Annotated in this window: 23 protein-coding genes and 1 riboswitch; of the genes, 14 read left to right on the top strand and 9 right to left on the bottom strand. The window is 73.6% G+C overall.

All coding sequences use genetic code 11. The annotated features are described in order from the left end of the window. Both ABT015_RS06590 and ABT015_RS06595 read right to left on the bottom strand, forming a co-directional pair. The coding region (locus ABT015_RS06590; protein WP_350877424.1) for an amidohydrolase family protein at positions 1 to 335 on the bottom strand (335 nt) is incomplete at its 3' end. After that, positions 332 to 1,279, bottom strand: coding sequence for an ROK family protein (locus tag ABT015_RS06595; RefSeq protein ID WP_350877426.1), 948 nt, complete (start codon positions 1,277 to 1,279; stop codon positions 332 to 334). The genes ABT015_RS06590 and ABT015_RS06595, both read right to left, overlap by 4 nt. Before the next feature lie 293 nt (positions 1,280 to 1,572). Here ABT015_RS06595 and ABT015_RS06600 point away from each other — a divergent pair, with 293 nt between their 5' ends. Then, entirely contained in the window at positions 1,573 to 2,853 is a 1,281-nt protein-coding gene (locus ABT015_RS06600; protein ID WP_350877428.1) for an extracellular solute-binding protein, read from the top strand. A 65-nt stretch (positions 2,854 to 2,918) separates the two neighbouring features. Here ABT015_RS06600 and ABT015_RS06605 read toward each other — a convergent pair whose 3' ends face one another. Beyond that, positions 2,919 to 3,269, bottom strand: a complete 351-nt coding sequence (locus tag ABT015_RS06605; RefSeq protein WP_350877430.1) for a cupin domain-containing protein — start codon at positions 3,267 to 3,269, stop codon at positions 2,919 to 2,921. 67 nt (positions 3,270 to 3,336) lie between these two features. Here ABT015_RS06605 and ABT015_RS06610 point away from each other — a divergent pair, with 67 nt between their 5' ends. Together ABT015_RS06610 and otsB are read left to right on the top strand one after the other, a co-directional pair. Beyond that, positions 3,337 to 3,597, top strand: coding sequence for a DUF3263 domain-containing protein (locus ABT015_RS06610; protein ID WP_350877432.1), 261 nt, complete (start codon positions 3,337 to 3,339; stop codon positions 3,595 to 3,597). Positions 3,598 to 3,627: 30 nt separating this feature from the next. Then, the gene (otsB, locus tag ABT015_RS06615) at positions 3,628 to 4,467 is read left to right on the top strand and encodes a trehalose-phosphatase (protein WP_350877435.1); all 840 of its coding nucleotides are present in this window, start codon (positions 3,628 to 3,630) and stop codon (positions 4,465 to 4,467) included. Positions 4,468 to 4,517: 50 nt separating this feature from the next. Here otsB and ABT015_RS06620 read toward each other — a convergent pair whose 3' ends face one another. After that, positions 4,518 to 5,984, bottom strand: coding sequence for an alpha,alpha-trehalose-phosphate synthase (UDP-forming) (locus ABT015_RS06620; protein WP_350877437.1), 1,467 nt, complete (start codon positions 5,982 to 5,984; stop codon positions 4,518 to 4,520). A 50-nt stretch (positions 5,985 to 6,034) separates the two neighbouring features. Further along, positions 6,035 to 7,012, bottom strand: coding sequence for a glucosyl-3-phosphoglycerate synthase (locus tag ABT015_RS06625; protein ID WP_402455479.1), 978 nt, complete (start codon positions 7,010 to 7,012; stop codon positions 6,035 to 6,037). 171 nt (positions 7,013 to 7,183) lie between these two features. Beyond that, positions 7,184 to 7,320: riboswitch (SAM riboswitch) on the top strand. Between the two features lie 17 nt (positions 7,321 to 7,337). On the opposite strand from ABT015_RS06625, the gene thrC reads away from it, so the two are divergent. From thrC to ABT015_RS06665, 8 genes are all read left to right on the top strand, one after another. Next, positions 7,338 to 8,618, top strand: coding sequence for a threonine synthase (gene thrC, locus ABT015_RS06630; protein WP_350877441.1), 1,281 nt, complete (start codon positions 7,338 to 7,340; stop codon positions 8,616 to 8,618). 40 nt (positions 8,619 to 8,658) lie between these two features. Continuing rightward, a complete protein-coding gene (locus ABT015_RS06635) occupies positions 8,659 to 8,937 on the top strand; it encodes a MoaD/ThiS family protein (RefSeq protein ID WP_350877443.1) in 279 nt (92 codons plus the stop codon). A gap of 589 nt (positions 8,938 to 9,526) precedes the next feature. Next, entirely contained in the window at positions 9,527 to 9,730 is a 204-nt protein-coding gene (locus ABT015_RS06640; protein ID WP_030289665.1) for a cold-shock protein, read from the top strand. Between the two features lie 346 nt (positions 9,731 to 10,076). Continuing rightward, entirely contained in the window at positions 10,077 to 11,699 is a 1,623-nt protein-coding gene (gene groL / locus ABT015_RS06645; RefSeq protein ID WP_049652341.1) for a chaperonin GroEL, read from the top strand. A gap of 95 nt (positions 11,700 to 11,794) precedes the next feature. Further along, complete coding sequence (locus ABT015_RS06650; RefSeq protein ID WP_063348227.1) at positions 11,795 to 12,151, top strand: DUF8819 family protein; 357 nt, start codon at positions 11,795 to 11,797, stop codon at positions 12,149 to 12,151. 131 nt (positions 12,152 to 12,282) lie between these two features. Beyond that, positions 12,283 to 12,666 carry a PadR family transcriptional regulator gene (locus tag ABT015_RS06655; RefSeq protein WP_350877446.1) on the top strand — a complete coding sequence of 128 codons (384 nt, stop codon included), beginning with the start codon at positions 12,283 to 12,285 and terminating at the stop codon, positions 12,664 to 12,666. Then, on the top strand, positions 12,663 to 13,661 hold the full coding sequence (locus ABT015_RS06660) for a hypothetical protein (protein WP_350877448.1): 999 nt from the start codon (positions 12,663 to 12,665) through the stop codon (positions 13,659 to 13,661). Before ABT015_RS06655 ends, ABT015_RS06660 begins: the two co-directional genes overlap by 4 nt. A 57-nt stretch (positions 13,662 to 13,718) precedes the next feature. Then, positions 13,719 to 14,405, top strand: coding sequence for a copper homeostasis protein CutC (locus ABT015_RS06665; protein WP_350877450.1), 687 nt, complete (start codon positions 13,719 to 13,721; stop codon positions 14,403 to 14,405). 57 nt (positions 14,406 to 14,462) lie between these two features. Here ABT015_RS06665 and ABT015_RS06670 read toward each other — a convergent pair whose 3' ends face one another. Together ABT015_RS06670 and ABT015_RS06675 are read right to left on the bottom strand one after the other, a co-directional pair. Beyond that, complete coding sequence (locus ABT015_RS06670; protein WP_502897274.1) at positions 14,463 to 16,550, bottom strand: HelD family protein; 2,088 nt, start codon at positions 16,548 to 16,550, stop codon at positions 14,463 to 14,465. 316 nt (positions 16,551 to 16,866) lie between these two features. After that, positions 16,867 to 18,504, bottom strand: coding sequence for a DNA repair helicase XPB (locus ABT015_RS06675; protein ID WP_063348223.1), 1,638 nt, complete (start codon positions 18,502 to 18,504; stop codon positions 16,867 to 16,869). 189 nt (positions 18,505 to 18,693) lie between these two features. Here ABT015_RS06675 and ABT015_RS06680 point away from each other — a divergent pair, with 189 nt between their 5' ends. Beyond that, on the top strand, positions 18,694 to 18,945 hold the full coding sequence (locus ABT015_RS06680; RefSeq protein ID WP_350877453.1) for a hypothetical protein: 252 nt from the start codon (positions 18,694 to 18,696) through the stop codon (positions 18,943 to 18,945). A 20-nt stretch (positions 18,946 to 18,965) separates the two neighbouring features. Here ABT015_RS06680 and ABT015_RS06685 read toward each other — a convergent pair whose 3' ends face one another. Next, positions 18,966 to 21,467 carry a helicase-associated domain-containing protein gene (locus ABT015_RS06685; RefSeq protein WP_350877455.1) on the bottom strand — a complete coding sequence of 834 codons (2,502 nt, stop codon included), beginning with the start codon at positions 21,465 to 21,467 and terminating at the stop codon, positions 18,966 to 18,968. Positions 21,468 to 21,801: 334 nt separating this feature from the next. On the opposite strand from ABT015_RS06685, the gene ABT015_RS06690 reads away from it, so the two are divergent. Continuing rightward, positions 21,802 to 22,635, top strand: coding sequence for a hypothetical protein (locus tag ABT015_RS06690; protein WP_350877457.1), 834 nt, complete (start codon positions 21,802 to 21,804; stop codon positions 22,633 to 22,635). Here ABT015_RS06690 and ABT015_RS06695 read toward each other — a convergent pair. Next, positions 22,532 to 23,266 carry a TetR/AcrR family transcriptional regulator gene (locus ABT015_RS06695; RefSeq protein WP_350877459.1) on the bottom strand — a complete coding sequence of 245 codons (735 nt, stop codon included), beginning with the start codon at positions 23,264 to 23,266 and terminating at the stop codon, positions 22,532 to 22,534. The two genes, ABT015_RS06690 and ABT015_RS06695, sit on opposite strands and share 104 nt — an antisense overlap. Positions 23,267 to 23,368: 102 nt before the next feature. On the opposite strand from ABT015_RS06695, the gene ABT015_RS06700 reads away from it, so the two are divergent. Continuing rightward, a complete protein-coding gene (locus tag ABT015_RS06700) occupies positions 23,369 to 24,019 on the top strand; it encodes a hypothetical protein (protein ID WP_350877461.1) in 651 nt (216 codons plus the stop codon). Positions 24,020 to 24,099 lie beyond the last annotated feature (80 nt).

Raw genomic sequence — 24,099 nt, forward strand, 5'->3', positions numbered from 1 at the left:
ACGGACGCCTGGCGGGCGACCTCGTCGATCTCCCCGGTGACGGTGGACGCGACCGTGGTGGTGGTGCCGTGCTCCAGGTGCGTCCGGGCGGCGAGTAGGGCCTCCTCCGCGATGCCGGAGGCATAGGAGGCGCCGCCGCCGCCGTGCACGTGCAGGTCGACGAAGCCGGGGACGACGGTGTACCCGGTCAGGTCGAGGTCGCCGGGCTCGCTCTCGCCTCCGAGGCCGGCGATCCGGTCGCCCTCGACGGCCAGGCGGCCGCCCTCGACGACGCCGCCGGGCAGGACCAGCCGGGCGCCGGCCAGTGCGGTACGGTCACGGTCCGCGGTGGTCACGCGGTCACCTCCATGGAGAGCAGATCCCAGGCGAGCAGGCCCGCGCCCAGGGACGCGGCGGTGTCTTTGAGCATGGCGGGTACGACCTTCGGGGGCATCTGGAAGGTCAGGCGCTCGGTGACCGCCGTGCGCAGCGGGCCGAAGAGCGTGTCACCGGCCTCGGCCAGCCCGCCGCCGACGATCACCGTGGACGGGTCGAGCAGGCTCTGGGCGAGCACGATCCCGTCGGCGAGGGCGTCGACGGCGACCTGCCAGACCGCGAGCGCGCGGTCGTCCCCGGCGTCCACCGCGGCGGCGCAGGATGCCGCGTCGGCGTCGGGGTCGCCGCTGGCCGCGGCCCAGGCACGGGACACGGCGGAGGCGGAGGCGAGCGTCTCCAGGCAGCCGCGGGCGCCGCAGCCGCACTGCGGTCCGCCCGGGCGGACCACGACGTGGCCGATCTCGCCGCCGTAGCCGTGCGCGCCGGCCTCGATCCGGCCGCCGATGCCGATGGCACCGGCGATGCCGGTGCCCAGCGCGATGAACAGGAAGCGGTCGACGCCCCGGCCGGCGCCGAGCCGGCCCTCGGCCAGGCCGCCCGAGCGCACGTCGTGGCCGAGTGCGACGGGGATGACGGCGCGGTCGGGCCCGGCCAGGCGCTCGCCCAGGAGCTTGCGCAGCGGGAGGTCCCGCCAGCCGAGGTTGGCCGAGTAGACCGCGATGCCGTTCCTCTCGTCGATCGTGCCGGGGACGGCGACGCCGGCTGCGAGCGGGGCGACGCCGAAGCGGCCCCGGCCCTCGTCCGCCAGGTCGGCGGCGAAGTCGAGGATGGCGGTGACCACGGCGTCCGTGCCATGCTCCCGCCCGGTCGGTCGGCGTGCTTCGAACAGCACGGAGCCGTCCTGGGCGAGCAGCGCGGCCTTCATGCCGGTGCCGCCTACATCGAGTGCGATGACGTGCTTCACGGAGGACAGTTTCCCTTGGTCGGGTAGAAGAGGTCTAGTCCAGTTGTCGGATTGGTCTGGTCCAAAGTAGGTGAGCTTTGTCGCAGATGGGGGCGGTGTGAGCGGCTTTGCGCCGGGCGCCTTCCGTTCACCTTCTGTTGCGCATCGTGCAATGACGTCCGCACTTCGATAACTACTCGGCGGGCTCGCCACAGTGGTGTGGACCACTGCCAGGTGGATTTGGCAGTGTTGCGCCTCCCCCCTCCCGGATTCCCCCGTCCGGTCGCAGTTCTCCCCTGAAGGCGGTACCCGCGTTGAACAGGCGCGCCCACGTTCCCACCCGCGTCCTCGGCACCGCGCTGGCCGGAGCACTGGTACTCACCGCCGTCAGCGCCTGCGGCGGGCAGGACGGCGGGCCGGTGACCCTCAAGCTGGTCGCCGCCGACTACGGGGAGAGCGCCGACACCAGCTCCAAGCTGTACTGGGACGAGATCGCGCGCGGCTTCGAGGCCGCCAACCCCGGCATCAAGGTCGACGTCGAGGTGGACAGCTGGACCGACATCGGCAAGAAGGTCGACGACATGATCGCGGCCGGCAAGTCCCCCGACCTGCTGCAGACCGGCGGTTTCGCCGACCAGGTCGCGGCGGACCGGCTGTACCCGGCCGCCGACGTGCTCTCGATGGACACCCAGGCCAACTTCCTGGACACCTTCGCGCACGCCGGGCAGGTGCTCGGCACCCAGTACGGCATCCCGTTCGTCTCCTCCTCCCGGGTGCTCTTCTACAACAAGGCGGTCTTCCGCCAGGCCGGCATCACCCAGCCGCCGGCCACCTGGAACGAACTGCGCCAGGACGCCGAGAAGATCAAGGCCAAGGTGCCGGGCGTGACCCCGTACGGGCTGCCGCTCGGGCCGGAGGAGGCGCCGGCCGAGTCCATGCTGTGGACGCTGAGCGGCGGCGGCAGCCTCTCCGACGACGTCGGCAACTACACCATCGACAGCACCCAGAACCAGGCCACCTTCAGCTGGCTGAAGAACAACCTGGTGACCACCGGGCTGACCTATCCGGACCCGGGCAAGATGAACCGCACCCCCGTCTTCCAGGACTTCGCGGCCGGGAAGGTCGCGATGCTGAACGGGCACCCGACGCTGCTGCGGATGGCCACCGCCGGGAAGATCGACTTCGGGACGGCGCCGATCCCCAAGAAGGACGGCGTGGGCAAGACCGGCAGCCTCGGCGTCGCGGACTGGATGATGGCGTTCAAGGCCAACGGGCACAAGAACGAGATCAAGAAGTTCCTGTCCTTCGCCTACTCCCGCGAGTTCCAGCTGAAGTTCGACGAGCAGTACAACCTGCTGCCGGTCACCCAGGACGCGTTCAACCAGATGACGTCCGACCCGAAGCACGAGGACCTCAAGCAGTTCGCGGTCGGGCTGACCAACGCCAGCTTCTACCCGTTCGGGGACCCGGCCTGGGGCGACGTCAGCAACCGGATCAAGGCCGGGATCGGGCAGGCCGTCACGGGGGACCCGAAGCAGGCGCTCGCCGGGCTGCAGGACGCGGCGGTCAAGGAGGCGGCCCGGGTCCGCAAGTGAACCCGGGCCGGGGGCCCTCCAGGGGCGGGGTCGTCAGGGTCGGGCTCGCGTCGGGGTCGGGCCCGTCAGGGGAGCGTGATGGCGTAGGCCTTGCGGAGCGTCTCGTGGACCGTCCAGGTGGTTCGGTCGCCCTCGCGCAGCACGGCGCAGTCGCCCGGGCCGACCTCCAGGGTCGGGCCGCCCTCGACCTCGATGGTGGCCCGGCCGCTGAGTACCACGAACAGCTCGTCGGCCTCCACGTCGGTGACCACGCCCGGGGTGATCTGCCAGATGCCGCGCAGCTGGCGGCCGTCGGGGGACTCGGAGAGGACCCGGCCGGAGACCTCGGGGGTGCCGGAGACGATCTGGGCCGGGTCGAGCGGGTCGGGTTCGAGGTCGGCGGTGGGGATGTGCACGGCGAAGCTGGGCGTGGTCATACCGCCGACGCTAGCTGGGGCGGCCGAGCGCCGGGGGGCGCACAGTGTGTCCGGCTCACGCGGGAGAATGACACTCCGTAGTGATGGCGGAGGTGTCCTGGTGGGCGAGCTGAGTGAGCGGGACGTGGCGGTGCTGGCCCTGGAGGGGCGGCAGTGGCGGACGGCCGGGGCCAAGGACCGGGCGATCCGGGAGGAGCTGGGGCTCTCCTCCACCCGGTACTACCAGCTGCTGAACGCGCTGCTGGACCGGCCGGAGGCCTTGGCGCACGCCCCGGTCCTGGTGAACCGGCTGCGCCGGATCCGGGAGGCCCGGCGGGCGGCACGGTAGCGGGACGGGGCCGCGGGGTAGGGCTCGGGCATGGGCTTTGACGAGAAGTGGGTGCCGGTCACGGCTGACGGGCGGGACGGGCTGCGGGCGATCCTGGCGGCGCCGGGCGAGGCGGTGATCGCGCTGGACTTCGACGGGACGCTGGCGCCGATCGTGGCGGATCCCGATCGGGCGCGGGCGCATCCGGGGGCGGCGGCCGCGCTGCGGGCGCTGGTGCCGGCGGTGCGGGCCGTGGTGGTGGTGACGGGGCGGCCGGCCGCGCTGGCGGCGGAGTACGGCGGCCTGGACGGGCTGCCCGGGGTCGTGGTGCTGGGGCACTACGGTGCCGAGCGCTGGGAGGGCGGCGAGGTGACCGCGCCGTCGGTGCACCCCGGGGTGGCCGGGGCACGGGCGGCGCTGCCCGGCCTGCTGGCGGCGGCGGGGGCGCCCGAGGGGACGTGGCTGGAGGACAAGGGGCGCTCGCTGGCGGTGCACACCCGGCGCACGGCGGCGCCCGAGGAGGCGCTGGAGCTGCTGCGGGCGCCAATCGGCGAGCTGGCGGCCGGGCACGGGCTGGCGGTGGAGCCCGGGCGGCTGGTGCTGGAGCTGCGGCCGCCGGGGGTGGACAAGGGCGCGGCGCTGACCGGCTTCCTGCGTGAGCGCGGGGCGGCTTCGGTGCTGTACGCGGGGGACGACCTGGGGGACGTGGCGGCCTTCGCGGCGGTGGAGAAGCTGCGCGGCGCGGGGGTGGCGGGGCTGCTGGTGTGCAGTGGCGCGGTGGGGGACGCGCCGGTGCGCGAACTCGCCGACCGGGCGGACCTGGTGGTCCAGGGCCCGGCCGGCGTGGTGGAACTGCTCGCGGCGCTCGGCGCGGCCGTCGGCGCGGGCTGAGCCGGGCGCCGGCGCGCGGCGCGGGCCGGTTCAGCCCGCGCCGAGCCGGTTCACAGCGCGTTGAGCTGGTCGAGGAACCACTGCTGCGGAGGCAGCGCGGTGGCCGCCGCCGCGAGGCGCTTGGTGCGGTCGGCGCGCTCCTCCTCGGGCATGGTGAGGCCGGCGTGCAGGGCGTCGGCGGTGGCGATGACGTCGTACGGGTTGACGGTGAGCGCGTCCTCGGCGAGTTCGGCGTGCGCGCCGGCCTCGCGGGAGAGCACCAGGGCGCAGCCGTGGTCGGACACCACCGGAACCTCCTTGGCGACCAGGTTCATGCCGTCCCGGATCGGGTTGACCAGGGCCACGTCGGCGAGGCGGTAGGCGGCCAGGGAACGCGGGAAGTCGTCGTCGACGTGCAGGATCAGCGGCTGCCAGGCGGGGGTGGCGAACTCGGCGTCGATGTCCTCGGCGAGCCGTTGGACCTGCGCGGTGTAGGCGCGGTACTCGGCGAGGTCGGTGCGCGAGGGGTAGGCGAAGGCGATGTGCACCACCCGGTCGTGCCATTCGGGGCGGGTGCGCAGCAGGTGCCGGTAGGCCTGGAGGCCGCGGACGATGTTCTTGCTGAGCTCGGTGCGGTCGACCCGGACGATGGTGCGGCGCCCGCCGACGGCCTCGCGGAGGGCGGCGAGGCGTTCGTCGACGTCCGGGCGGTGGGAGCGCTCGCGCAGGAAGTCGGCGTCGGCGCCGAGCGCGTGCACGCCGAGCCGGGTGGTGCGGCCGGCGTGGGTGACGGTCATGGCGTCCCGGTCGACCTCGGCACCGAGCAGGTCGGCGCAGCAGTCGGCGAAGGCCAGCGCCCAGCGGCGGGTCAGGAAACCGGCCCGGTCGGCGCCCAGGATGCCGGTGAGGACGGCCTCGGCGACGTCGTCGGGCAGCAGCCGGAAGTACTCGGGCGGGGCCCACGGGGTGTGCGAGAAGTGGCCGATCCGCAGGTCGGGGCGGGCGGCGCGGAGCAGGGCCGGGGTCAGCGAGAGGTGGTAGTCCTGGACCAGCACGGCGGCCCCGGGGGCGGCCTCGGCGGCCAGCGCCTCGGCGAAGGCGGCGTTGTAGGCGCGGTAGGCGGCCCACTCGGTGCGGAACCCGGCGTCGAAGGCGGGGGCGGTGGGGGTGGCGTAGAGCAGGTGGTGGACGAACCAGAGGGTGGAGTTGGCGACGCCGTTGTAGGCGCGGGCGAAGGTGTCGGGATCGATGTCCAGCATGCGGACGGCCTGGCCGCCCACGTCGTGCCCGGCGAGGTCGAGGCGGCCGTCCGGGGCCCCTCTGGCGGCCTGCCGGTCGGCCGCGCCGAGGGCGGCGCAGACCCAGACGGCGTCGGGGTTGTCGATGGCGGAGAGGCCGGAGACCAGGCCTCCGCCGCCGCGGCGGAGGGTCAGCGTGCCGTCGTCCGCGGTGCCGAACGACACCGGTCCCCGATTGGAGGCCACCAGGACGGGGGCGGTGCCGGTCGCACTCGAACGTTCGGTCGTGAGATCGCCCATGGTTGGTACGTTGCCGGGGCTCCGGAGCGGCAAACCCTTTCGGTGGGTGTTCAGTGTCGGGTCGCGTACTCGGGCACGGTGTGCATGGGCGGGCGTTCCAGGGCGGTCACCGGGTGGGTGTGGGCGGTGAACTCCCGGCTCTGCGGGTCGCGGGTGAACTGGGTCAGCAGCGGGTGGACCAGGTCGGCCGAGGCCTTCAGCCGGTGGGTGCGGTCGAGGCGTTCGAGGGCGGTGCGGTAGATGGTGGCGGCCATCCGGCCGAGGGCCTGGCCGTCCTGGTGCCGGTGGTGCCGGACGCCGACGTCCACCTGGGCCAGGGCGTCCAGCCCGACCGTCTCCAGCGCGTCGACCAGCAGGCCGAGTTCGACGCCGTAGCCGGTGGGGAAGGGGAGCCGTTCGAGCAGCGCGCGGCGGGCCGCGTACTCGCCGCCGAGCGGCTGGACGAAACCGGCGAGTTCCGGCCAGTGCAGGTTGAGCAGCGGGCGGGCGACCAGTTCGGTGACCCGGCCGCCGCCGGCCGGGACCACCGCCCCCTCGGTCTCCAGCGGCCGGTCGTACATGGCCTTGACCAGCTGGATGTCCGGTTCGGTGAGCAGCGGGCCGAGGATGCCGGAGACGAAGGCCGGGTCGAACTCGCGCAGGTCGGCGTCGACGAAGCAGACGATGTCGCCGCGGGTGACCAGCAGCGAGCGCCAGAGCACCTCGCCCTTGCCGGGGACGGCGGGCAGCCGGGGCAAGATCGCGTCGCGGTACTCCACCCGGGCGCCGGCCCGGGCGGCGACGGCGGCGGTGGCGTCGGCCGAGCCGGAGTCGACCACGACGAGTTCGTCGACCAGCGGGAGGCGCTCCATCAGCTCGCGGCGGATGGTGCGGACGATGTCGCCGACGGTGGCCTCCTCGTCCAGCGCGGGCAGCACCACGCTGACGGTGCGGCCGGTCCGGCGCTTGGCCTCCAGCAGGGCGTGCACCGGCCGGTCGACCGCGCTCCACGAGCGGCGGCGCAGCCAGGACGCCGCCTGCGGGAGCAGCGCGGGGGTCGGTTCGGCGGGCACGGGACTCTCCTCGGCGGGGTCGGTGGGACGCGCCATCTCGCGTGGCGGACGATCCCATTCGGGGTTGACGCCTTCGGATACAGTCTTCGTACAGCGGCCGGACCTTTGCACGCCGGGGTCGCCGTTGAGCACCACCACAATTTCACATGCTCATCCAGAGGGACTGAGGGAACGGCCCGTTGACGTCCCGGCAACCTTCTCGCGCGGCTGTCTGTCGACAGGCCCCGGCGGGACAGGTGCCAATTCCGGCCTGTGGCGCGACCGTGCCACGGGGAAGATGAGGAGAGAGGCCTCCGCCATCATGGCTATCGACACTGTCGCACCCGCATCCGTGGACCTCGGCCCCGCCACCGCGCTGTCCTGTCGGGAGTGCGGCACCCGCTTCCCGCTCGGTCCGAGCTTCGCCTGCCTGGAGTGCTTCGGCCCGCTGGAGATCGCGTACGACTTCGGCAGCGAGGGCGCCGAGGAGCTGCGCCGCCGGATCGAGGCCGGCCCGAGCTCGATCTGGCGCTACGCGCCGCTGCTGCCCGTCCCGGCCGACGTCGCCACCAAGCCCAACCTGAACCCCGGCTGGACCCCGCTGGTCAAGGCGGACAACCTGGGCCGCGAGCTGGGCTTCACCGCGCAGCTGCACATCAAGGACGACTCGGGCAACCCGACCCACTCGTTCAAGGACCGCGTGGTGGCCTGCGCCATCGAGGCCGCGCGGGCCTTCGGCTTCACGACGCTCTCCTGCTCCTCCACCGGCAACCTGGCCGGCGCGGTGGGCGCGGCGGCCGCCCGGGCCGGCTTCAAGTCCTGCGTGTTCATCCCGCACGACCTGGAGCAGGGCAAGGTCGTCATGGCCGGGGTGTACGGCGGCGAGCTGGTCGGCATCGAGGGCAACTACGACGACGTGAACCGCTTCTGCTCGGAGCTGATCGGCGACCCGGCCGGTGAGGGCTGGGGCTTCGTCAACGTCAACCTGCGCCCGTACTACGGCGAGGGCTCCAAGACGCTGGCGTACGAGATCTGCGAGCAGCTCGGCTGGCGGCTGCCGGAGCAGATCGTCATCCCGATCGCCTCCGGCTCCCAGCTGACCAAGATCGACAAGGGGCTGCAGGAGCTGATCAGGCTCGGCCTGGTCGAGGACCGGCCGTACAAGGTCTTCGGCGCCCAGGCGGCGGGCTGCTCCCCGGTGTCGGCGGCGTTCAAGGCCGGCCAGGACGTGATCCGCCCGGTCAAGCCGGACACCATCGCCAAGTCGCTGGCGATCGGCAACCCGGCGGACGGCCCGTACGTGCTGGACATCGCCCGGCGCACCGGCGGCGCGGTCGAGGACGTCACCGACGCCGAGGTGGTGGACGCGATCCGGCTGCTGGCCCGGACCGAGGGCGTCTTCGCCGAGACCGCGGGCGGGGTGACCGTCGGCGTGCTGAAGAAGCTGGTGGAGACCGGCCGGTTGGACCCGGCCAAGGAGACCGTCGCGATCAACACCGGCGACGGCCTGAAGACCCTGGACGCCGTCGCCGGGTCCGGGATGACCGCCGTGATCCGCCCGACCCTGGCGTCCTTCCACGACGCCGGCCTCGCGTCCGCCTGAACACCCCCCACCCCGCCAGGCCCTGTCCGCTAGGAGAACCATGAGCGCCAACGTCCGTATCCCCACCATCCTGCGCACCTACACCGGCGGCGCCGCCGAGGTGGCCGCCGAGGGCGCCACCCTGGGCGAGGTCATCGCCGACCTGGAGAAGAACCACGCGGGGATCTCCGCCCGCATCCTGGACGACGCCGGCAAGCTGCGCCGCTTCGTCAACGTCTACGTGAACGACGACGACGTGCGCTTCGCCGAGGGCCTGGCGACCGGGATCGCGGACGGCGCCAGCGTCTCGATCATCCCGGCGGTGGCCGGCGGCTGCTGAGCCGCGCCCCGATCCGGGCACCCCGCCCGAGCCGTTCGTCCGACCGGCCGTCCGCGCGTACGGAATTCCGTTCTCCGTACGTACGGGCGGCCGGCCGCATTTCGGCGGGAATATGGCGGGGTCAAGTCGGAGTAGAGTGTGGCTCGGTTGGGAACAGGGCTTCCCCTCATCCTCACCCGCGAATCACCCGCGAATCGCCGGACGGTCGTCCGGCCGCTGAGACCGGTCGGGTGCCTGGGCCGTGAAACATGTCAGGCAGATGTCAGAATTCCCGCGGGGATTTGTAGTAATCCGTCCGCTATGTCCGGCGTGAAATGCCGAATTCCTCCCGCTTTGGCCCGTCCTGCCCCTTGGCGCGGTGCCGGAATTCCCCGCAGCTGACCCTGTTGCAGAGGGCGTCGATCCGGATACATTCAGCCGCGGTCGACGTAATCACCCGCTCACAGGGCGCCGTCAGGCACCCCCGGCGGAGGACTGCGGCGTGCACGGCTGCGCCCAGGGGGGGTTCCCCGGGCCGGCCTTCAAACCAGACCCGGGCCCGCGACCTGCGGGCGCGTGAAGGGCCAGCACAGCACTAGGGGAGTTCGGAATGGCTCAGGGCACCGTCAAGTGGTTCAACGCGGAGAAGGGCTACGGCTTCATCGCGGTCGACGGTGGTGCGGACGTCTTCGTCCACTACAGCGCGATCCAGATGGACGGCTACCGCACCCTCGAGGAGGGCCAGCGGGTCGAGTTCGAGATCTCCCAGGGACAGAAGGGCCCGCAGGCGGACATGGTCCGCGCCGCGGTGTGACCCCCTTCCGACCCCAGGAGCTCGGCGCGGCCCACGGCTGGTGACCACTCGCTTCTCGGCGGGCCCGTACGACACGCGTCGTGCGGGCCCGTCGGCGTTCCCCGGCGGGGAGTTGCGCGGGTCGGCGGGAGCGCCCCGGGCGGCTCGCGGGATCGCGATTGGGCTTGCACTCGACCACCCGGAGTGCTAATCATTGGCGTTAGCACTCACAGCGTGAGAGTGACAGCGGACCGGGTCGGTGAGGCCCCCGGGAGCGGTAGGGGAAAGGACCCCCGCACACCAGGGCCGTCCGTCGCGGGCACCCCTTGGTCCGAGCAGTCGACCGTGTCCCGGAGGACCACTTCTGATGGCCAAGATCATCGCCTTTGATGAGGAAGCTCGCCGCGGCCTTGAGCGTGGCATGAACCAGCTCGCCGACGCAGTGAAGGTCACGCTCGGCCCCAAGGGTCGCAACGTCGTGCTGGAGAAGAAGTGGGGCGCCCCCACGATCACCAACGACGGTGTCTCCATCGCCAAGGAGATCGAGCTCGAGGACCCCTACGAGAAGATCGGCGCGGAGCTCGTCAAGGAGGTCGCCAAGAAGACCGACGACGTCGCGGGTGACGGCACCACCACCGCCACCGTGCTCGCCCAGGCCCTGGTGCGCGAGGGTCTGCGCAACGTCGCCGCCGGCGCCAACCCGATGGCCCTGAAGCGCGGCATCGAGAAGGCCGTCGCCGCCGTCTCCGACCAGCTGCTGGCCCAGGCCAAGGACGTGGAGACCAAGGAGCAGATCGCCTCCACCGCCTCCATCTCGGCCGCCGACACCCAGATCGGCGAGCTCATCGCCGAGGCCATGGACAAGGTCGGCAAGGAAGGCGTCATCACCGTCGAGGAGAGCAACACCTTCGGTCTGGAGCTCGAGCTCACCGAGGGCATGCGCTTCGACAAGGGCTACATCTCCGCCTACTTCGCGACCGACCTGGAGCGCATGGAGGCGACGTTCGAGGACCCGTACATCCTCATCGCCAACTCCAAGATCGGCTCGGTCAAGGACCTGCTGCCGCTGCTGGAGAAGGTCATGCAGAGCGGCAAGCCGCTCGTCATCATCGCCGAGGACGTCGAGGGCGAGGCCCTGTCGACCCTGGTCGTGAACAAGATCCGCGGCACCTTCAAGTCCGTCGCCGTCAAGGCCCCGGGCTTCGGCGACCGCCGCAAGGCCATGCTCGGCGACATCGCCATCCTCACCGGTGGCACCGTGATCTCCGAGGAGGTCGGCCTCAAGCTGGAGAACGCCGGCATCGACCTGCTGGGCACCGCCCGCAAGGTGGTCATCACCAAGGACGAGACCACCATCGTCGACGGTGGCGGTGACAGCGAGCAGGTCGCCGGCCGCGTGAACCAGATCCGCGCCGAGATCGAGAACAGCGACTCGGACTACGACCGCGAGAAGCTCCAGGAGCGCCTCGCCAAGCTGGCCGGCGGCGTGGCCGTCATCAAGGCCGGCGCGGCCACCGAGGTGGAGCTCAAGGAGCGCAAGCACCGCATCGAGGACGCCGTCCGCAACGCGAAGGCCGCCGTCGAGGAGGGCATCGTCGCCGGTGGTGGCGTCGCGCTGCTGCAGGCCGGTGTCGCCTTCGACAAGCTGGAGCTGGAGGGCGACGAGGCCACCGGTGCCAACATCGTCAAGGTCGCGCTGGAGGCCCCGATCAAGCAGATCGCGACCAACGCCGGCCTGGAGGGTGGCGTCGTGGTGGAGAAGGTGCGCAACCTTCCCGCCGGTCACGGCCTGAACGCGGCCACCAACACCTACGTCGACCTGATCGCCGAGGGCATCATCGACCCGGCCAAGGTGACCCGTTCCGCGCTGCAGAACGCCGCCTCCATCGCGGCGCTGTTCCTCACCACCGAGGCCGTCATCGCCGACAAGCCGGAGAAGGCCGCTGCGGCCGCCGGCGGCGGCATGCCGGGCGGTGACATGGACTTCTGATCCTGATCGCACCGATCGGATCGGCTGGTTCCTGATCGTGTGGGCGGTCCCCTTCGGGGGGCCGCCCACGCGGCGTTCTACCGGAGAATGGACAGATGGCTTCCGACGACATCGAGACCGCGCTGCACAACGCGCGGGCGCTGATCCTGGCCGACCTCACCGCGCGGGACGTGGCGGACGCCGCCGTCGTCTCCCTGGTGGAGCAGGCCGTGACGCACCGCCGCTGGTGGCTGGAGCAGTGGCCGGACGGCACCGAGTACGTGCTCGGGCTGGTCGCCCAGGACGTCCAGGACGCGCTGCTGGAGGCGTACGGGCGCTGGCCGCTGTGCACCGCCTGCGCCGCCGACGGGGACCCGCACGCGCTCGGGGTGGAGCCGGAGCTGGGGCCGGAGCCGCACTGGGTGTGCGGCAAGCAGGGCGCGGTGGTCGCGCCGGTGGGGGAGCTCTCCTAGGCGGCTCCTGGCCCGCGCCTGTCCGCTCCCGGCTCGCACCCGGTCCGCGCCCGGCCCGCTCGTGGTCCGCGCCGTGGACCGGGCGGCGGGGGTACTGGACCTATAGGTAGGTTGACGATATATGTAGTCGTATGACTGAACGCTCGATGCAGGAGCCGACGCTGCTGCTGCTCACCGCCCTGGCGGACGCCCCGAGACACGGCTACGCCCTCATCCAGGAGATCGCCGCCATCTCCGAGGGCCGGGTCAAGATGCGCACCGGCACCCTGTACGGCGCCCTCGACCGGCTGCTCCAGCAGGGGCTGATCGAGGTCGCCGCGGAGGAGGTCGTGGACGGGCGGGCGCGGCGCAGCTACGCGCTGACCAGCGTCGGCCGGGAGGCGCTGGCCTCCGAGGCGGAGCGGCTGCGGGCCGTCGCCACCGAGGCGGAGCGCCGTCTCGCGAACGTCCTGTCGGCGCTGCAGGGCAAGCCGGAGCCGGAGGGGAAGTCGACGATGAGGGGGTTCTTCGCATGACGATGACCACGCCGACGATCGGGACGCCGTCGACCGTGCTGCGGGCGGCGCTGCAGTTCTACCCGCCGCGCTACCGCCGGGAGCGCGGCGAGGAACTGGCCGCGGTGTTCGCCGACACCACGGCGGAGGCGGGCCGCTCGGCCGTCGCCCGCGAGGCGTTCGACCTGGCCGCGTACGGGCTGCGGGTGCGGCTCGGGCTGACCGGCTCCTCGCTGGCCGGGCGGGTGCTCGCGCTGGCCGCACCGATGGTCGCCGGGGCGCTGGCCGGTGCGGCGCTGGTGCCGTGGGTGAGCGACGCGGAGCGGGCCGCCCACCGGCTGACCTGGGACACCTCGTACAGCACGTACGCGCTGACCATCGCGCCGCCGGTGATCGCGCTGCTGCTCGCGGCAGCCGTCGTGATGGGGCGCTGGACGGCGGTGCGGGCCATCTCGCTGGTCCAGGCCGTCTCCGCGCTGTTCGTGCTGGCGCAGGCCGTCGTGCTGCCGCCGGAGTTCGACCTCTGGGGGGTGGGGGACAGCAGCGTGGCCACCATGCCGTTCGTGCTGGGGGCGCTGGTGCTGGCCGCGGCGCCGACGGAGTTGCTGCCCAGGGCCTCCTGGCGTTCCGGCGGGCTGGCGCTGGCCTCGGTCCTCGGGGGCGGGCTGCTGGTGGCGCTCCAGCACTGGGGCGACTCCACCTTCCCGCTGGACATGCAGTGGTTCGCGCTGCTGCTGATCGGGCCGCTGCTGCTGACCTTCACCGCGCTGCGCGGCCGGGTGCTGCCGGCCGCCGTCGGGGTCGCGGTGCTGTCGCTGACGATGTTCGCGGGCCTGTTCAACATCTGGCGCGAGGGCCGCGGGTTCTGGCACGTGCTGCCGATGGCGGCGCCGGTGCTGCTGCTCCTGGTGGCGGCCGCGGTGGCGATGCGCCGGATCGGGGCCGGCGACGGGCCCGGCGGGCGGTTCGGCGGATGGCTCGGCGGGGACTCCGGGAAGGGCCGCAGCCTGGCGTGACCCGGGGGGTGGGGCGAAGTGCTCGCCGGGCCCGGCCGGATGTGGCAACCTACTGATATGTCTAGACCAATTTTCGAAGTCATCGCGCTGACGCCCCAGGACGCCCAGGCTGCCGAGTCGGGCGGCGCCGACCGGCTCGAACTGGTCACCGACATGGCCGCGGACGGGCTCACCCCGTCCGTCGAGGACTTCGCCCGGATCCGGGCCGCCGTCGACATCCCGCTGCGCGTCATGCTCCGGATCCGGGACGGCTTCGCGCCCGGCGACCTGGACGAACTGGCCGCCCGGGCCGCCGCGTTGCGGGCCGAGGGCGCCGACGAGTTCGTCTTCGGCTTCCTCCACGCCGACGGCGCCGTCGACCTGGCCGCCACCGCCGCCGTCGCCGAAGCGGTGGCCGGCTGCCGCTGGACCTTCCACCGGGCGATCGACCACAGCACCGACCGGGCCGCCCTGCGGACCGCCGTCGGCGCGCTGCCCGGGCTGGACACCTTCCTCACCTCGGGCGCGCCCGCCGGCGTCGACGCCGGGTACGAGGTGCTGCTGGCGGAGCTGGCCCGCGCGGGCGAGCCCGGGTACGGGCAGCGGATCCTGATCGGCGGCGGCCTGCGGGCCGAACACCTGAAGGGGCTGCGGGCCGAGGGCTTCGACGGCTTCCACGTCGGCGGCGCGGTGCGGGTCGACGGCTGGCGGACGCCGGTGGACGCGGCCAAGGTCGCCGAGTGGCGGGCCCGGATCGACGCCTGAGCGCGCGCGGAGGGCGGGGGCCGGTCCCGGTGGGGCCGGCCCCCGCTGCTCGGTTCCTCAGCGCAGCTGCGCGGGCAGCGGCTCGCCGTGCAGCACCGTCAGGCCGGAGACGGCACGGGTGAGCGCCACGTACAGCCGCCGCAGGCCGGTCCGCTCGTCCGGCTCGCCCGCGATCACCGCGGCCGGCTCGTCCAGCACCACGTAGTCGTACTCCAGGCCCTTGGCCAGCGAGGCCGGTACGAGCGTCAGCCGGGCCTCGGCGCTGGTCTCGGCGCCGGGGGACAGGTACGGCAGGCCGGCCGCGGTCAGCGCCTCGGCGAGCATCGGGATCCGGGCGTCGGCGGCGATCAGCCCGGTCGAGCCCTCGTGCTCCAGCGCCTCGCGGCAGGCCGCCACGACGGCGGGCGCGGCCTCCGCGTCCGGGAGGCGGCGGATCGTCAGCGAGCCGGGGGCGTCGCGGACGGAGGTCGCCGGGGCCAGGCCCGGGGCGATCGCCGGGAGCAGCCGGGAGGCGTACGCGATGACCTCCTCCGGCACCCGGAAGCCCTTGGTCAGCTCCTCGACGTGGGCGTCCGGCTTGCCCAGGTGGCGCAGCGCGTCCGGCCAGCTCGCCGTCGCCCACGGGGTGGTGCCCTGGGCGAGGTCGCCGAGGACGGTCGCCGAGCCGGTCGTGCAGCGGCGGCCGACCGCTCTGTACTGCATCGGGGAGAGGTCCTGCGCCTCGTCCAGCACCACGTGCCCGAGCGAGGGGGTGCGCTGCACCAGGTCCGTCGCCTCGTCGACCAGGACGGCGTCGGCCTGCGTCCAGCGGGCCGTCTTCACCGAGCGGCCCGGCTTGGGCCACAGCACCGCCTGCTGCTCCTCCGGGGTCAGCACGCCCTCCGCGCAGGCGGCCAGGAACTCCGGGTCGGAGAGCAGCCGCAGCACCAGCTTCGCCGGGTCGACGGCCGGCCAGCACTCCTTGGCCACCGCCTTGACCGCGGCGTTGCGGGCCACCGCGTCCTGCACCCGGTCGTCGGGGGCCTCGCCGGACTGTTCCATCTTCAGCAGCACGGTGTGCGCGATCCGCTGCGGCAGGGCGTCCCTGGCGGCGCCGTAGCGCACGTCGCGGCCCTTCAGCTCCTCGATGATCGCGGTGAGTTCGTGCACCTGGACGCGCCAGCGGCGGGAGCCGCGGACCACCACGCAGGGTTCGGTGGGCAGCGTGATGCCCGCACGTACCGCCCGGCGCAGCACCTCGGCCATCCGGGCGTCGCCCTTCAGCCGGGCGGCCTGCGGGTCGTCCTCGCCGCGCACCTCGACGTGCCCGACCAGCTGCTGCACGGTCGCCTGGTTGACGTCCAGCTCGCCCAGGGCCGGGAGCACCTGCTCGATGTAGGAGAGGAAGGCGTTGTTCGGCCCGATCACCAGCGTGCCCGTCCGGGCGAGGCGCTCGCGGTGCGCGTACAGCAGGTACGCGACGCGGTGCAGGCCCACGGCCGTCTTCCCGGTGCCGGGGGCGCCCTGGACGCAGATGGTGCCCGTCACGTCGGAGCGGACGATCTCGTCCTGCTCGGGCTGGATGGTGGCGACGATGTCGCGCATCGGGCCGACGCGGGGCTTCTCGATCTCGGCGGCGAGCAGGGCGGAGGCGGTGTCCGCCTCCGCCGGGTCGCTCAGGTGCTCGTCCTCGTAGGCGGTGAGCTCACCGCCGGTGTAGCCGAAGCGGCGGCGGCGTTCGACGTCCAGCGGCTCGGTGCGGCTGGCCCGGTAGAACGGCTGGGAGACCGGCGCGCGCCAGTCGATCACCATCGGGTCGCCGTCGGCGTCGTGGACGTGCCGGCGCCCGATGTAGAAGTTCTCGCCCCCGCCGCCTTCGCTCAGCTCCTCGCTGATCGTGTGCAGGTAGTCCAGGCGGCCGAAGAACAGCGGGGTGTGCGAGAGGTCGGCGAGGGCGGCGATCCGGGCCTCGATCTGGTTCTGGAGGACGGCGGCGGACACCCAGGTGCCGGTCACGTCGCGCAGGTCCAGCGACTGGACGTCCTCGCGCATCGCTCGCAGCGCGGACCGGGACGCGGCCAGGTGGTCGCGTTCGCGCTGGAGGGGGTCGGTGGTGGGGGTGGCGGGCACAGCGAACCTTCCCGGCTGCGCCGGAAGCGGGCGCAGCGGATCGATGGAGCTCACGGTGGGTACGGTCGACCGGTTGCCGTGCGGTCGACGCCTCCCCCGGCTGCCTGCGCGACTTCAGCAGGTACCACGGTTCGGGAGGGGGCAGACGGACGATCCTAGACCCGTGCGCCCCGGGGTTCCAGCCCCGCAGGTCCAGGGCCCGCAGGTCCCGGCCCCCGTACGGGCCGCAGGACGTGCGCGGCGGCGGCACCGCCCCGGGCGCCGCCGCGCGCGTGGTCCTCCTCGGGCGCGGCGGTGTCCGGTACCGGGGCGTGTCCTGCCGCACGTCCTGCCGCACGTCCTGCCGTACGTCCTACAGGACGTCGTCCGCGTCGATGATGCGGTACGCGTAGCCCTGCTCGGCCAGGAAGCGCTGCCGGTGGGCGGCGAAGTCCTGGTCCACGGTGTCCCGGGCGACCACCGAGTAGAAGTGCGCCGAGTGGCCGTCCGCCTTCGGGCGCAGGACGCGGCCCAGGCGCTGGGCCTCCTCCTGGCGGGAGCCGAACGTCCCGGAGACCTGGATGGCCACGGTGGCCTCGGGCAGGTCGATGGAGAAGTTCGCGACCTTGGAGACCACCAGGACGCCGATCTCCTTGTTGCGGAACGCCTCGAACAGCTTCTCGCGCTGGGCGTTGCTGGTCTCGCCCTTGATCACGGGCGCGTCCAGCACCTCGCCGAGCTCGTCCAGCTGGTCGATGTACTGGCCGATGACCAGCGTCTGGTCCTTCTCGTGCTTCTTCACCAGCGCCTCCACCACCCGCCGCTTGGTCGCCGTGGTGGCGCAGAAGCGGTAGCGCTCCTCGGGCTCGGCGGTGGCGTAGGCCAGGCGCTCCGAGTCGGTCAGGGTGACCCGCACCTCGCAGCAGTCGGCGGGCGCGATGTAGCCCTGCGCCTCGATCTCCTTCCACGGCGCGTCGAAGCGCTTGGGCCCGATCAGGCTGAACACGTCGCCCTCGCGGCCGTCCTCGCGCACCAGCGTCGCGGTCAGGCCCAGGCGGCGGCGGGCCTGGAGGTCGGCGGTGAACTTGAACACCGGCGCGGGCAGCAGGTGCACCTCGTCGTAGACCACCAGGCCCCAGTTGCGGGCGTCGAACAGCTCCAGGTGCGCGTAGGCGCCCTTCCGCTTGGTGGTCATCACCTGGTAGGTGGCGATGGTGACCGGGCGGATCTCCTTGCGCGTCCCGCTGTACTCGCCGATCTCCTCCTCGGTGAGCGAGGTGCGCTTGACCAGTTCGTGCTTCCACTGGCGGGCCGAGACGGTGTTGGTGACCAGGATCAGCGTCGTCGACTTGGCGTGCGCCATCGCGGCCGCGCCGACCAGCGTCTTGCCGGCGCCGCAGGGCAGCACCACGACGCCCGAGCCGCCGTGCCAGAAGCCCTCGACGGCCTGCGCCTGGTACGGGCGCAGCCGCCAGCCGTCCTCGTCCAGCTCGATCGGGTGCGCCTCGCCGTCCACGTACCCGGCGAAGTCCTCGGCCGGCCAGCCGAGCTTGAGCAGCACCTGCTTGATCTGGCCGCGCTCGGAGGGGTGCACCACCACCGTGTCCGGGTCGACCCGGGCGCCGACCAGCGGGGCGATCTTCTTGGAGCGCAGCACCTCCTCCAGCACCGGCCGGTCGGTGGTGGCGAGCACCAGTCCGTGCGTCGGGTGCTTGAGCAGCTGGAGCCGCCCGTAGCGGCCCATGGTGTCCGCCACGTCCACCAGCAGCGCGTGCGGCACCGGGTAGCGCGAGTACGTCACCAGGGCGTCGACCACCTGCTCGGCGTCGTGCCCCGCCGCCCGCGCGTTCCACAGCCCGAGCGGTGTCACCCGGTACGTGTGCACGTGTTCGGGGGCGCGCTCCAACTCGGCGAACGGCGCGATGACGCGGCGGCACTCGGCGGCCTTGGGGTGATCGATCTCCAGGAGAAGAGTTTTGTCGCTCTGGACGATGAGCGGTCCGTCGTTCACGCGGGGAAGCCCTCCACTGGCTGACAGGCTGGATTGACGCAGACCCTCCAGTGTCGCGCATTCCGCGGCGAACGTGGTCGGGCTCCCTCCGAACGCGAGCGGGCTCCTTGCCTTCGTACGGGCGACCGGGCCCGCGCTCCGGGCCGCGGCGCCGGGTGACCACGGTGCGCATCGCTCGTTGAGCCGGGCATGAAGAAGTCGAAGCGCGTTCTCACCGCTCTCGCCCTGATGGGCACGGCCTTCGCGGCCACCGCCTCGTCCGCCGGCTCCGCGCACGCCCTCGCGGGGATCGGGGAGGGGCCCGGCGGGCTGCTCGCAGCGCCCGGATTCCTGATCGCCGACCAGGTCGGCGGCGGCTCGCTGCCGATCGGACAGGGGGAGATCGGCAGCCTGGCGGACAAGGCCGTCAAGGAGAAGATGAAGGAGTCGCAGGGGCACTGAGCCCGGCCCTGCCGCCGGGGTTACTCGTCGAGCTCCGCGACGCCGGTGATGCGGTGCAGGGCGAAGGTGCGGAGCTCGTCGGCGTGGTGGTCGAAGGCGGTGACGAAGCCGCCTTCGACCTTGACCGGGTCGATGATCCGCTGGCTGGCGATGCCCTCGGCGTTGAGGTAGCCGATCCACATCCGTTCGCCGAGCAGGACGGCGGTCTGCAGGGCCGCGAGGGTCTCGGCGGCGGCGGTGCGGGGCAGCCGGCGCGGGTCGGGGGCGGAGTCCCGGCGGTTGACGGTGGCGGCGCGGTCGCCGGCCCGGATGGCCTTGATGGCGGCGGCGAGCAGGGTGTCGTCGGGGGTCGGCGGGCCGTCCGGGACGGGCGCGGGGGCGGTGCGGGGCGGGGTGCGGTGGCTGTCCTGGCGGGTGATCAGGACGTCGCCCTCGGCGGACTCGGCGGCCGGGGCGTAGCCCATCGTGCGCAGGGCGGCGAGCAGGACGTCCGGGGCGGCCTGGGCGGCGAGGACGGTGGGGGCGAGCAGCCGCAGCCGCAGGTCGGCGGAGCGGCGGTCGGCGAGGACCTCGTTCAGCAGGGACGGGTCGTCGCAGCGCAGGTAGGAGGAGGCGGCGCCGACCCGCAGGATGCCGTGCCGGCGGGCGACGTCGTCGATCAGGTAGGCGAGCGGCTGCGGGACGGGCGTCCGGGAGTGCTGTTCCAGGAAGGCCCGCAGGTCGGCGGCGGTGCGTCCGGCGTCGAGGGCGCGGCGCACGGACACCGGGGTGAAGCGGTAGACGGTGGCGCCGCCCTTGGACTCGATGTCCGCGCACAGCGCGAGGGCCTGGGCGAGCGGGGTGAGCAGCGGGCCGGGGGCGATCGCGGTGAGGTCCGGTTGCAGGATCACGTGGTCGAGCGGCTGCGGCAGCAGCGGGGCGAGCACCTCGGCCGGGTCGGATTCGGCGGTGAGCAGGGCACGGGCGGGGGCGGCGAGGGCGCCGCGGCCGGTGACGCCGAGGAGTTCGGCCTCGGCGAGGGTCCAGGCGGTGAGGTCGTCGCGCAGCTCGTGGCCGTCCGGGCCGGTCGGGCCGCCGCGCAGCGGGCGCTGCCAGCGCAGGGTGGGCAGGAGTTCGGCGGCGGTGGCGGGGGTGCCGGGCGGGAACTCGGCGAGCAGCGCGAGGGTGGCGCGGCGGACGGACGGGGCGAGGGTGCGGTCGAGTTCGGGCCCGAGGGCGGCGCGCGGCTTGCCCTTGCCGTCCGGGGTGCCGGTGAGGGCGGGGACGCGGGTGGCGGCGAGCCAGGCGGCGGCGAGGACGGACCAGCGTTCGGCGGTGTCCCGCTGGAGCCAGCCGTCGTAGGCCGGGGTCGGGGCCCAGCGTTCGTCGGCCTCGCCGTCGGGGGCCAGCAGTCCGGCGGCGTAGGCGAGTTCGAGCCAGAAGGCGGCCTGCTGCTCGGTGGTCTCCAGGGCCTGCGCGGTGCGCTTGAGGTCGCGGACGCCGAGGCCGCCGGCGCGCAGCGTGGGCGGCGGGGTGAGGCCCCAGGTGTCGAGGAGTTCCTCGACGGTCTTGACGGCGGTGTGGGCCTGGCCGGCCGCCGCGCTGTCCACAGCCTGTGGATCGCGCGGGGCGGCGGCCGGGGCGGGCTCGGGCTGGACCGGCTCGACGGCGCGGTGGGTGCGGCCGCCGCGCAGGTGCAGGGCCAGTTCGCGCGGTAGGACGACGCTGCCCGGCCCGCTGGGCAGCAGCAGCCCGCGGGCGAGCAGCCACTCGACGGGGCTCTGCGCGTCCTCGGCGGTGACCGGGCGGGTGGCGTCCGGGACGGTGCCGGTCGGCGGCCCCCAGACCAGCCGCTCCAGTAGCCGCAGCGCGGCCTCGGGGGCGGTGTCGAGCAGCGCCGCGCAGCGGGCGCGGTCGTTCAGCAGGGAGGCGAGCGCGTCGACGGCGGTGACCGGGTCCGGGGTGGCGGGCTGCCCGGCGGAGGCGAGCAGCTGCTGCAGCCGGGCCGGGGACATGCCGACGGTCGCGTCGGAGAGGGTCGGGCCGAGGCCGGTGCGGCCGGGGTTGGCGGCCGTCGGGGCGAGTGCCTCGCGGACGGCGAGGACCAGCCGCAGGCCGTTGTCCGGGCCCCAGAGCAGCGCCCGGTCGCGCAGGGTGGCGATCGCCCGGGGGAGGGCGGCGGCGACGGCGGACCGGTCGGCGGGCGTCAGCGGGGTCGCGCCGGGGTGCGGCTTGACCTTGGCCGGGCCGGTCAGCAGGGTGCGGACGGTGGCCAGGCCGGTGCCGTCCGGGGCGGTGGCCAGGGCCTCGGCGACTTGCAGGGTGAAGCGGTCCAGGCGCTCCAGGGCGCGCAGCGCCGAGGCGCGGGAGGAGAGCCGGGCGGACAGCTGGGTGAGGTCGCCGGGGACGGGGTTGAGCAGGTCGGGGCGGGAGCGGAGCAGGGCGGCGAGCGCGTCGTCGGGGCGGGCGCGCAACTCCTCGGCGAGGGTGCGGGGGCCGGCGGCGGACCTGCCCTGGCGTTGAGGGCCCTGCTGTGTGGTCATTCGACCTAGGTTAGTCGGGCGGGCGGACGGCGGGGTGTCCGTGCGGCGGCCCGTGGTGGACCGGTCCTCAGGACTCGCGCGGGCGGGGGCGGGGTGGGTAGCGTCACGGCCGAGGGTGGTTCGGTGGGCCGGGGTACGGGCGCGAGGCGGGGTGTCGGTGATGACGGACGGCGAGTGGTGGCGCAGGAGCGGGCCGTGGAGCGGCCGTTCGGGGGGCGGGGCGGGGGCCTCTGACGGGTCTGCCGGGTCGGGTGCCGCCGGCGACAGGGGCGGTTCGGGCGGTTCGGGTGCGTCCGGCGCCTCCGGTCCGTCCGGTGCCTCCGACGGGGACAGCGTGTACGACACGGCGGCGCCGGGCGGCGGGACCCCGTCGGTGCCGCTGGACCCGCCCCGGACGCCGCGCACCCCGGGGGCCGGGGCGCCGCCCGTACAGCTGGACAAGCCGCGTCTCGACGGGCCCGAGGACGATCCGGGCGCCATCCCGCCGCCCCAGGTGTACAGCTCCGGCGCGAACGGCTGGGATCTGGTGCTGCTCAACTTCTCGGACGCGCCGCAGGCCCCGCCGAAGCCGATCCCCGAGCAGCGCGCCGGGGACGGGGCGGGTGCGGCGGGTGCGGCGGGCGCGCAGGCTGCCGATTCGGCGGGTGCGGGTGCGGGTGCGGCTTCGGGGAAGGGGACGAAGCTGCGCAAGGCCAAGGGGAGGGGCGCCGCCGCGGGGAAGGCGAAGGCGCAGCCGGCCGCCCCCGCCGGCCAGGCCGGTGCCGGTGCCGGTGCGGGCGAAAGTGCGGGTGCGGGCGCGGGCGTCGGGGCCCGGCGGCCGTCCCTGCTGGTCCTGCTCTCCTGCGGGCTGCTGATCGGCGGCGCCGCCATGAGCTTCTTCCCCGCCATGCTGGTGGGCTGGGCCCTCGGCTACCTGTCCCGTCAACTCTCCGATCTGACACGCAAGTTCGTCATCCTCGGGATCCCGCTGATCACGATGAGCGCGGCCACCCTGCACGCCATGCAGGCCAAGCCGGGCGCCCAGGGCGGCGCGGGCGTGCAGGCCGGTGCGCAGTTCAGTCAGATCAGTTGGTCGGCGGCCCCGGGCGTGCTGCGCCTGTCGGCCGTGCTGTCGGCGGTGGTGCTGCTGCTGTTGAGCCTGCGCCGTCGCCCGCCGCAGCAGGGCTGACGCCCGGGACGAGGGCGGCGAAGCCGGTGCAGAGCAGTCGGATGCTCTGGGTGAACTTCTCGTCCTGGCCGATCCGGGGGATCAACTCGCCCATGACCAGCGGGAACTGCGCGCACAGGTCGGCGTAGAGCTCGGCGCTGACGGGTGGTGGGGCCGGTGGCTGGTTCTGTTCCTGGAGGACGAAGCCGGTGACGTGGCTGAGCAGGATGTCGGCGGCGATGCCGCAGTGGGCGGTGGGCAGGCCGGCGTCGAGGAGGGTGCGCAGCAGGCGTTCCATCAGGGAGAGGCCGCCGGAGCTGAGGACGCCGGGACTCTCGGCGAGGAGCAGTGCGCCGCCGGGGTGTTGCCGGATGCTGTGGCGCAGGGTGGCGGCCTGGGCCTCGACCCGGTCCCGCCAGGTGGCGTCGGGGGGGAGGGCGGCGAGGGCCGCGGTGCCGGTGTCGTAGGCCTGTCGGCAGACGCGGTCGGCCATCAGGGTGAGCAACTCGTCCTTGCCGCGCACGTGGTAGTAGAGGCTGCCGGCGTGGGCGTCGAGGCGGTCGGCGACCTGGCGCATGGACAGGTTGTGGTAGCCGACCTCCGCGAAGACGGCCATGCCCGCATCGACGATGCGCTCCTTGGTGAGCTTCATGGCTCCACCGTACAACGTTTTCCAACACCGTTCGAAAGCTGTGCTAGCTTTGCTCTGCCCGGTTTTCGAACGGTGTTGGAATGTGATGGGGGAGGGGCAGTCATGGGGGCGATCCTGTTCAACGTGACCACGGCCGCGCTGATGGTCATGATGGTCAACTGCGGGCTCGGCGCGGTCGGCCGGGACACGCTGCGGGGGCGGTCGATCCCGTGGGCGGCGGTCGCCCTGACCGCGCTCGCCGTCGGCGGCGTGCTGCTCCAACTGCTCTGGTCCGGCGCCATGGACGCGCTCGACGCCGACCCCGCCAAGTCCGGCTGGTGGCGCGAGTTCACCTCGGTCTTCCTGCAGAACGGCGGCCTCGGCGGCGGCCTGTGGAACCTCGCCACCCTCGCCGCCGTCGCCGCGCTCGCCCAGTGGTACTGGGGCGGCCCGCTCACCCTCGCCTACTTCCTCGCGGGCATCCTGCTGCCCGGCCGGATCGACGACCTGCTCGGCTTCGGCGACGGCCCCAGCACCGACCCCCGCAACTTCGCCGGCAGCTCCGGCGCCACCTACTTCCTCGGCGCCACCCTGGCCCTCGCGTTCCTCGCCCGCACCCGCCTGCCCAAGGAGCGCGCCCTGGCCGTCGGCGTCCCGGTGCTGGGCCTCGCCATGTGGCTCGCCCAGGACAACGGGCACGGCCTGGTGGCGGTCTACGGCTTCGCCCTCGGCGCGGCGGCCTGGGCGGTTCGCGGCCGGCTGGCGCGACGGTAGCCGGGGCCGCGCGGTGTGGAACCCGCTCAGCGGGCGAAGCCCGCCAGCGGCCCCCGCAGCGTCTCGAAGTCGCCCGCCCG

The organism is Kitasatospora sp. NPDC094016 (genome assembly GCF_040304045.1).
Classification (GTDB): Bacteria; Actinomycetota; Actinomycetes; order Streptomycetales; family Streptomycetaceae; genus Kitasatospora.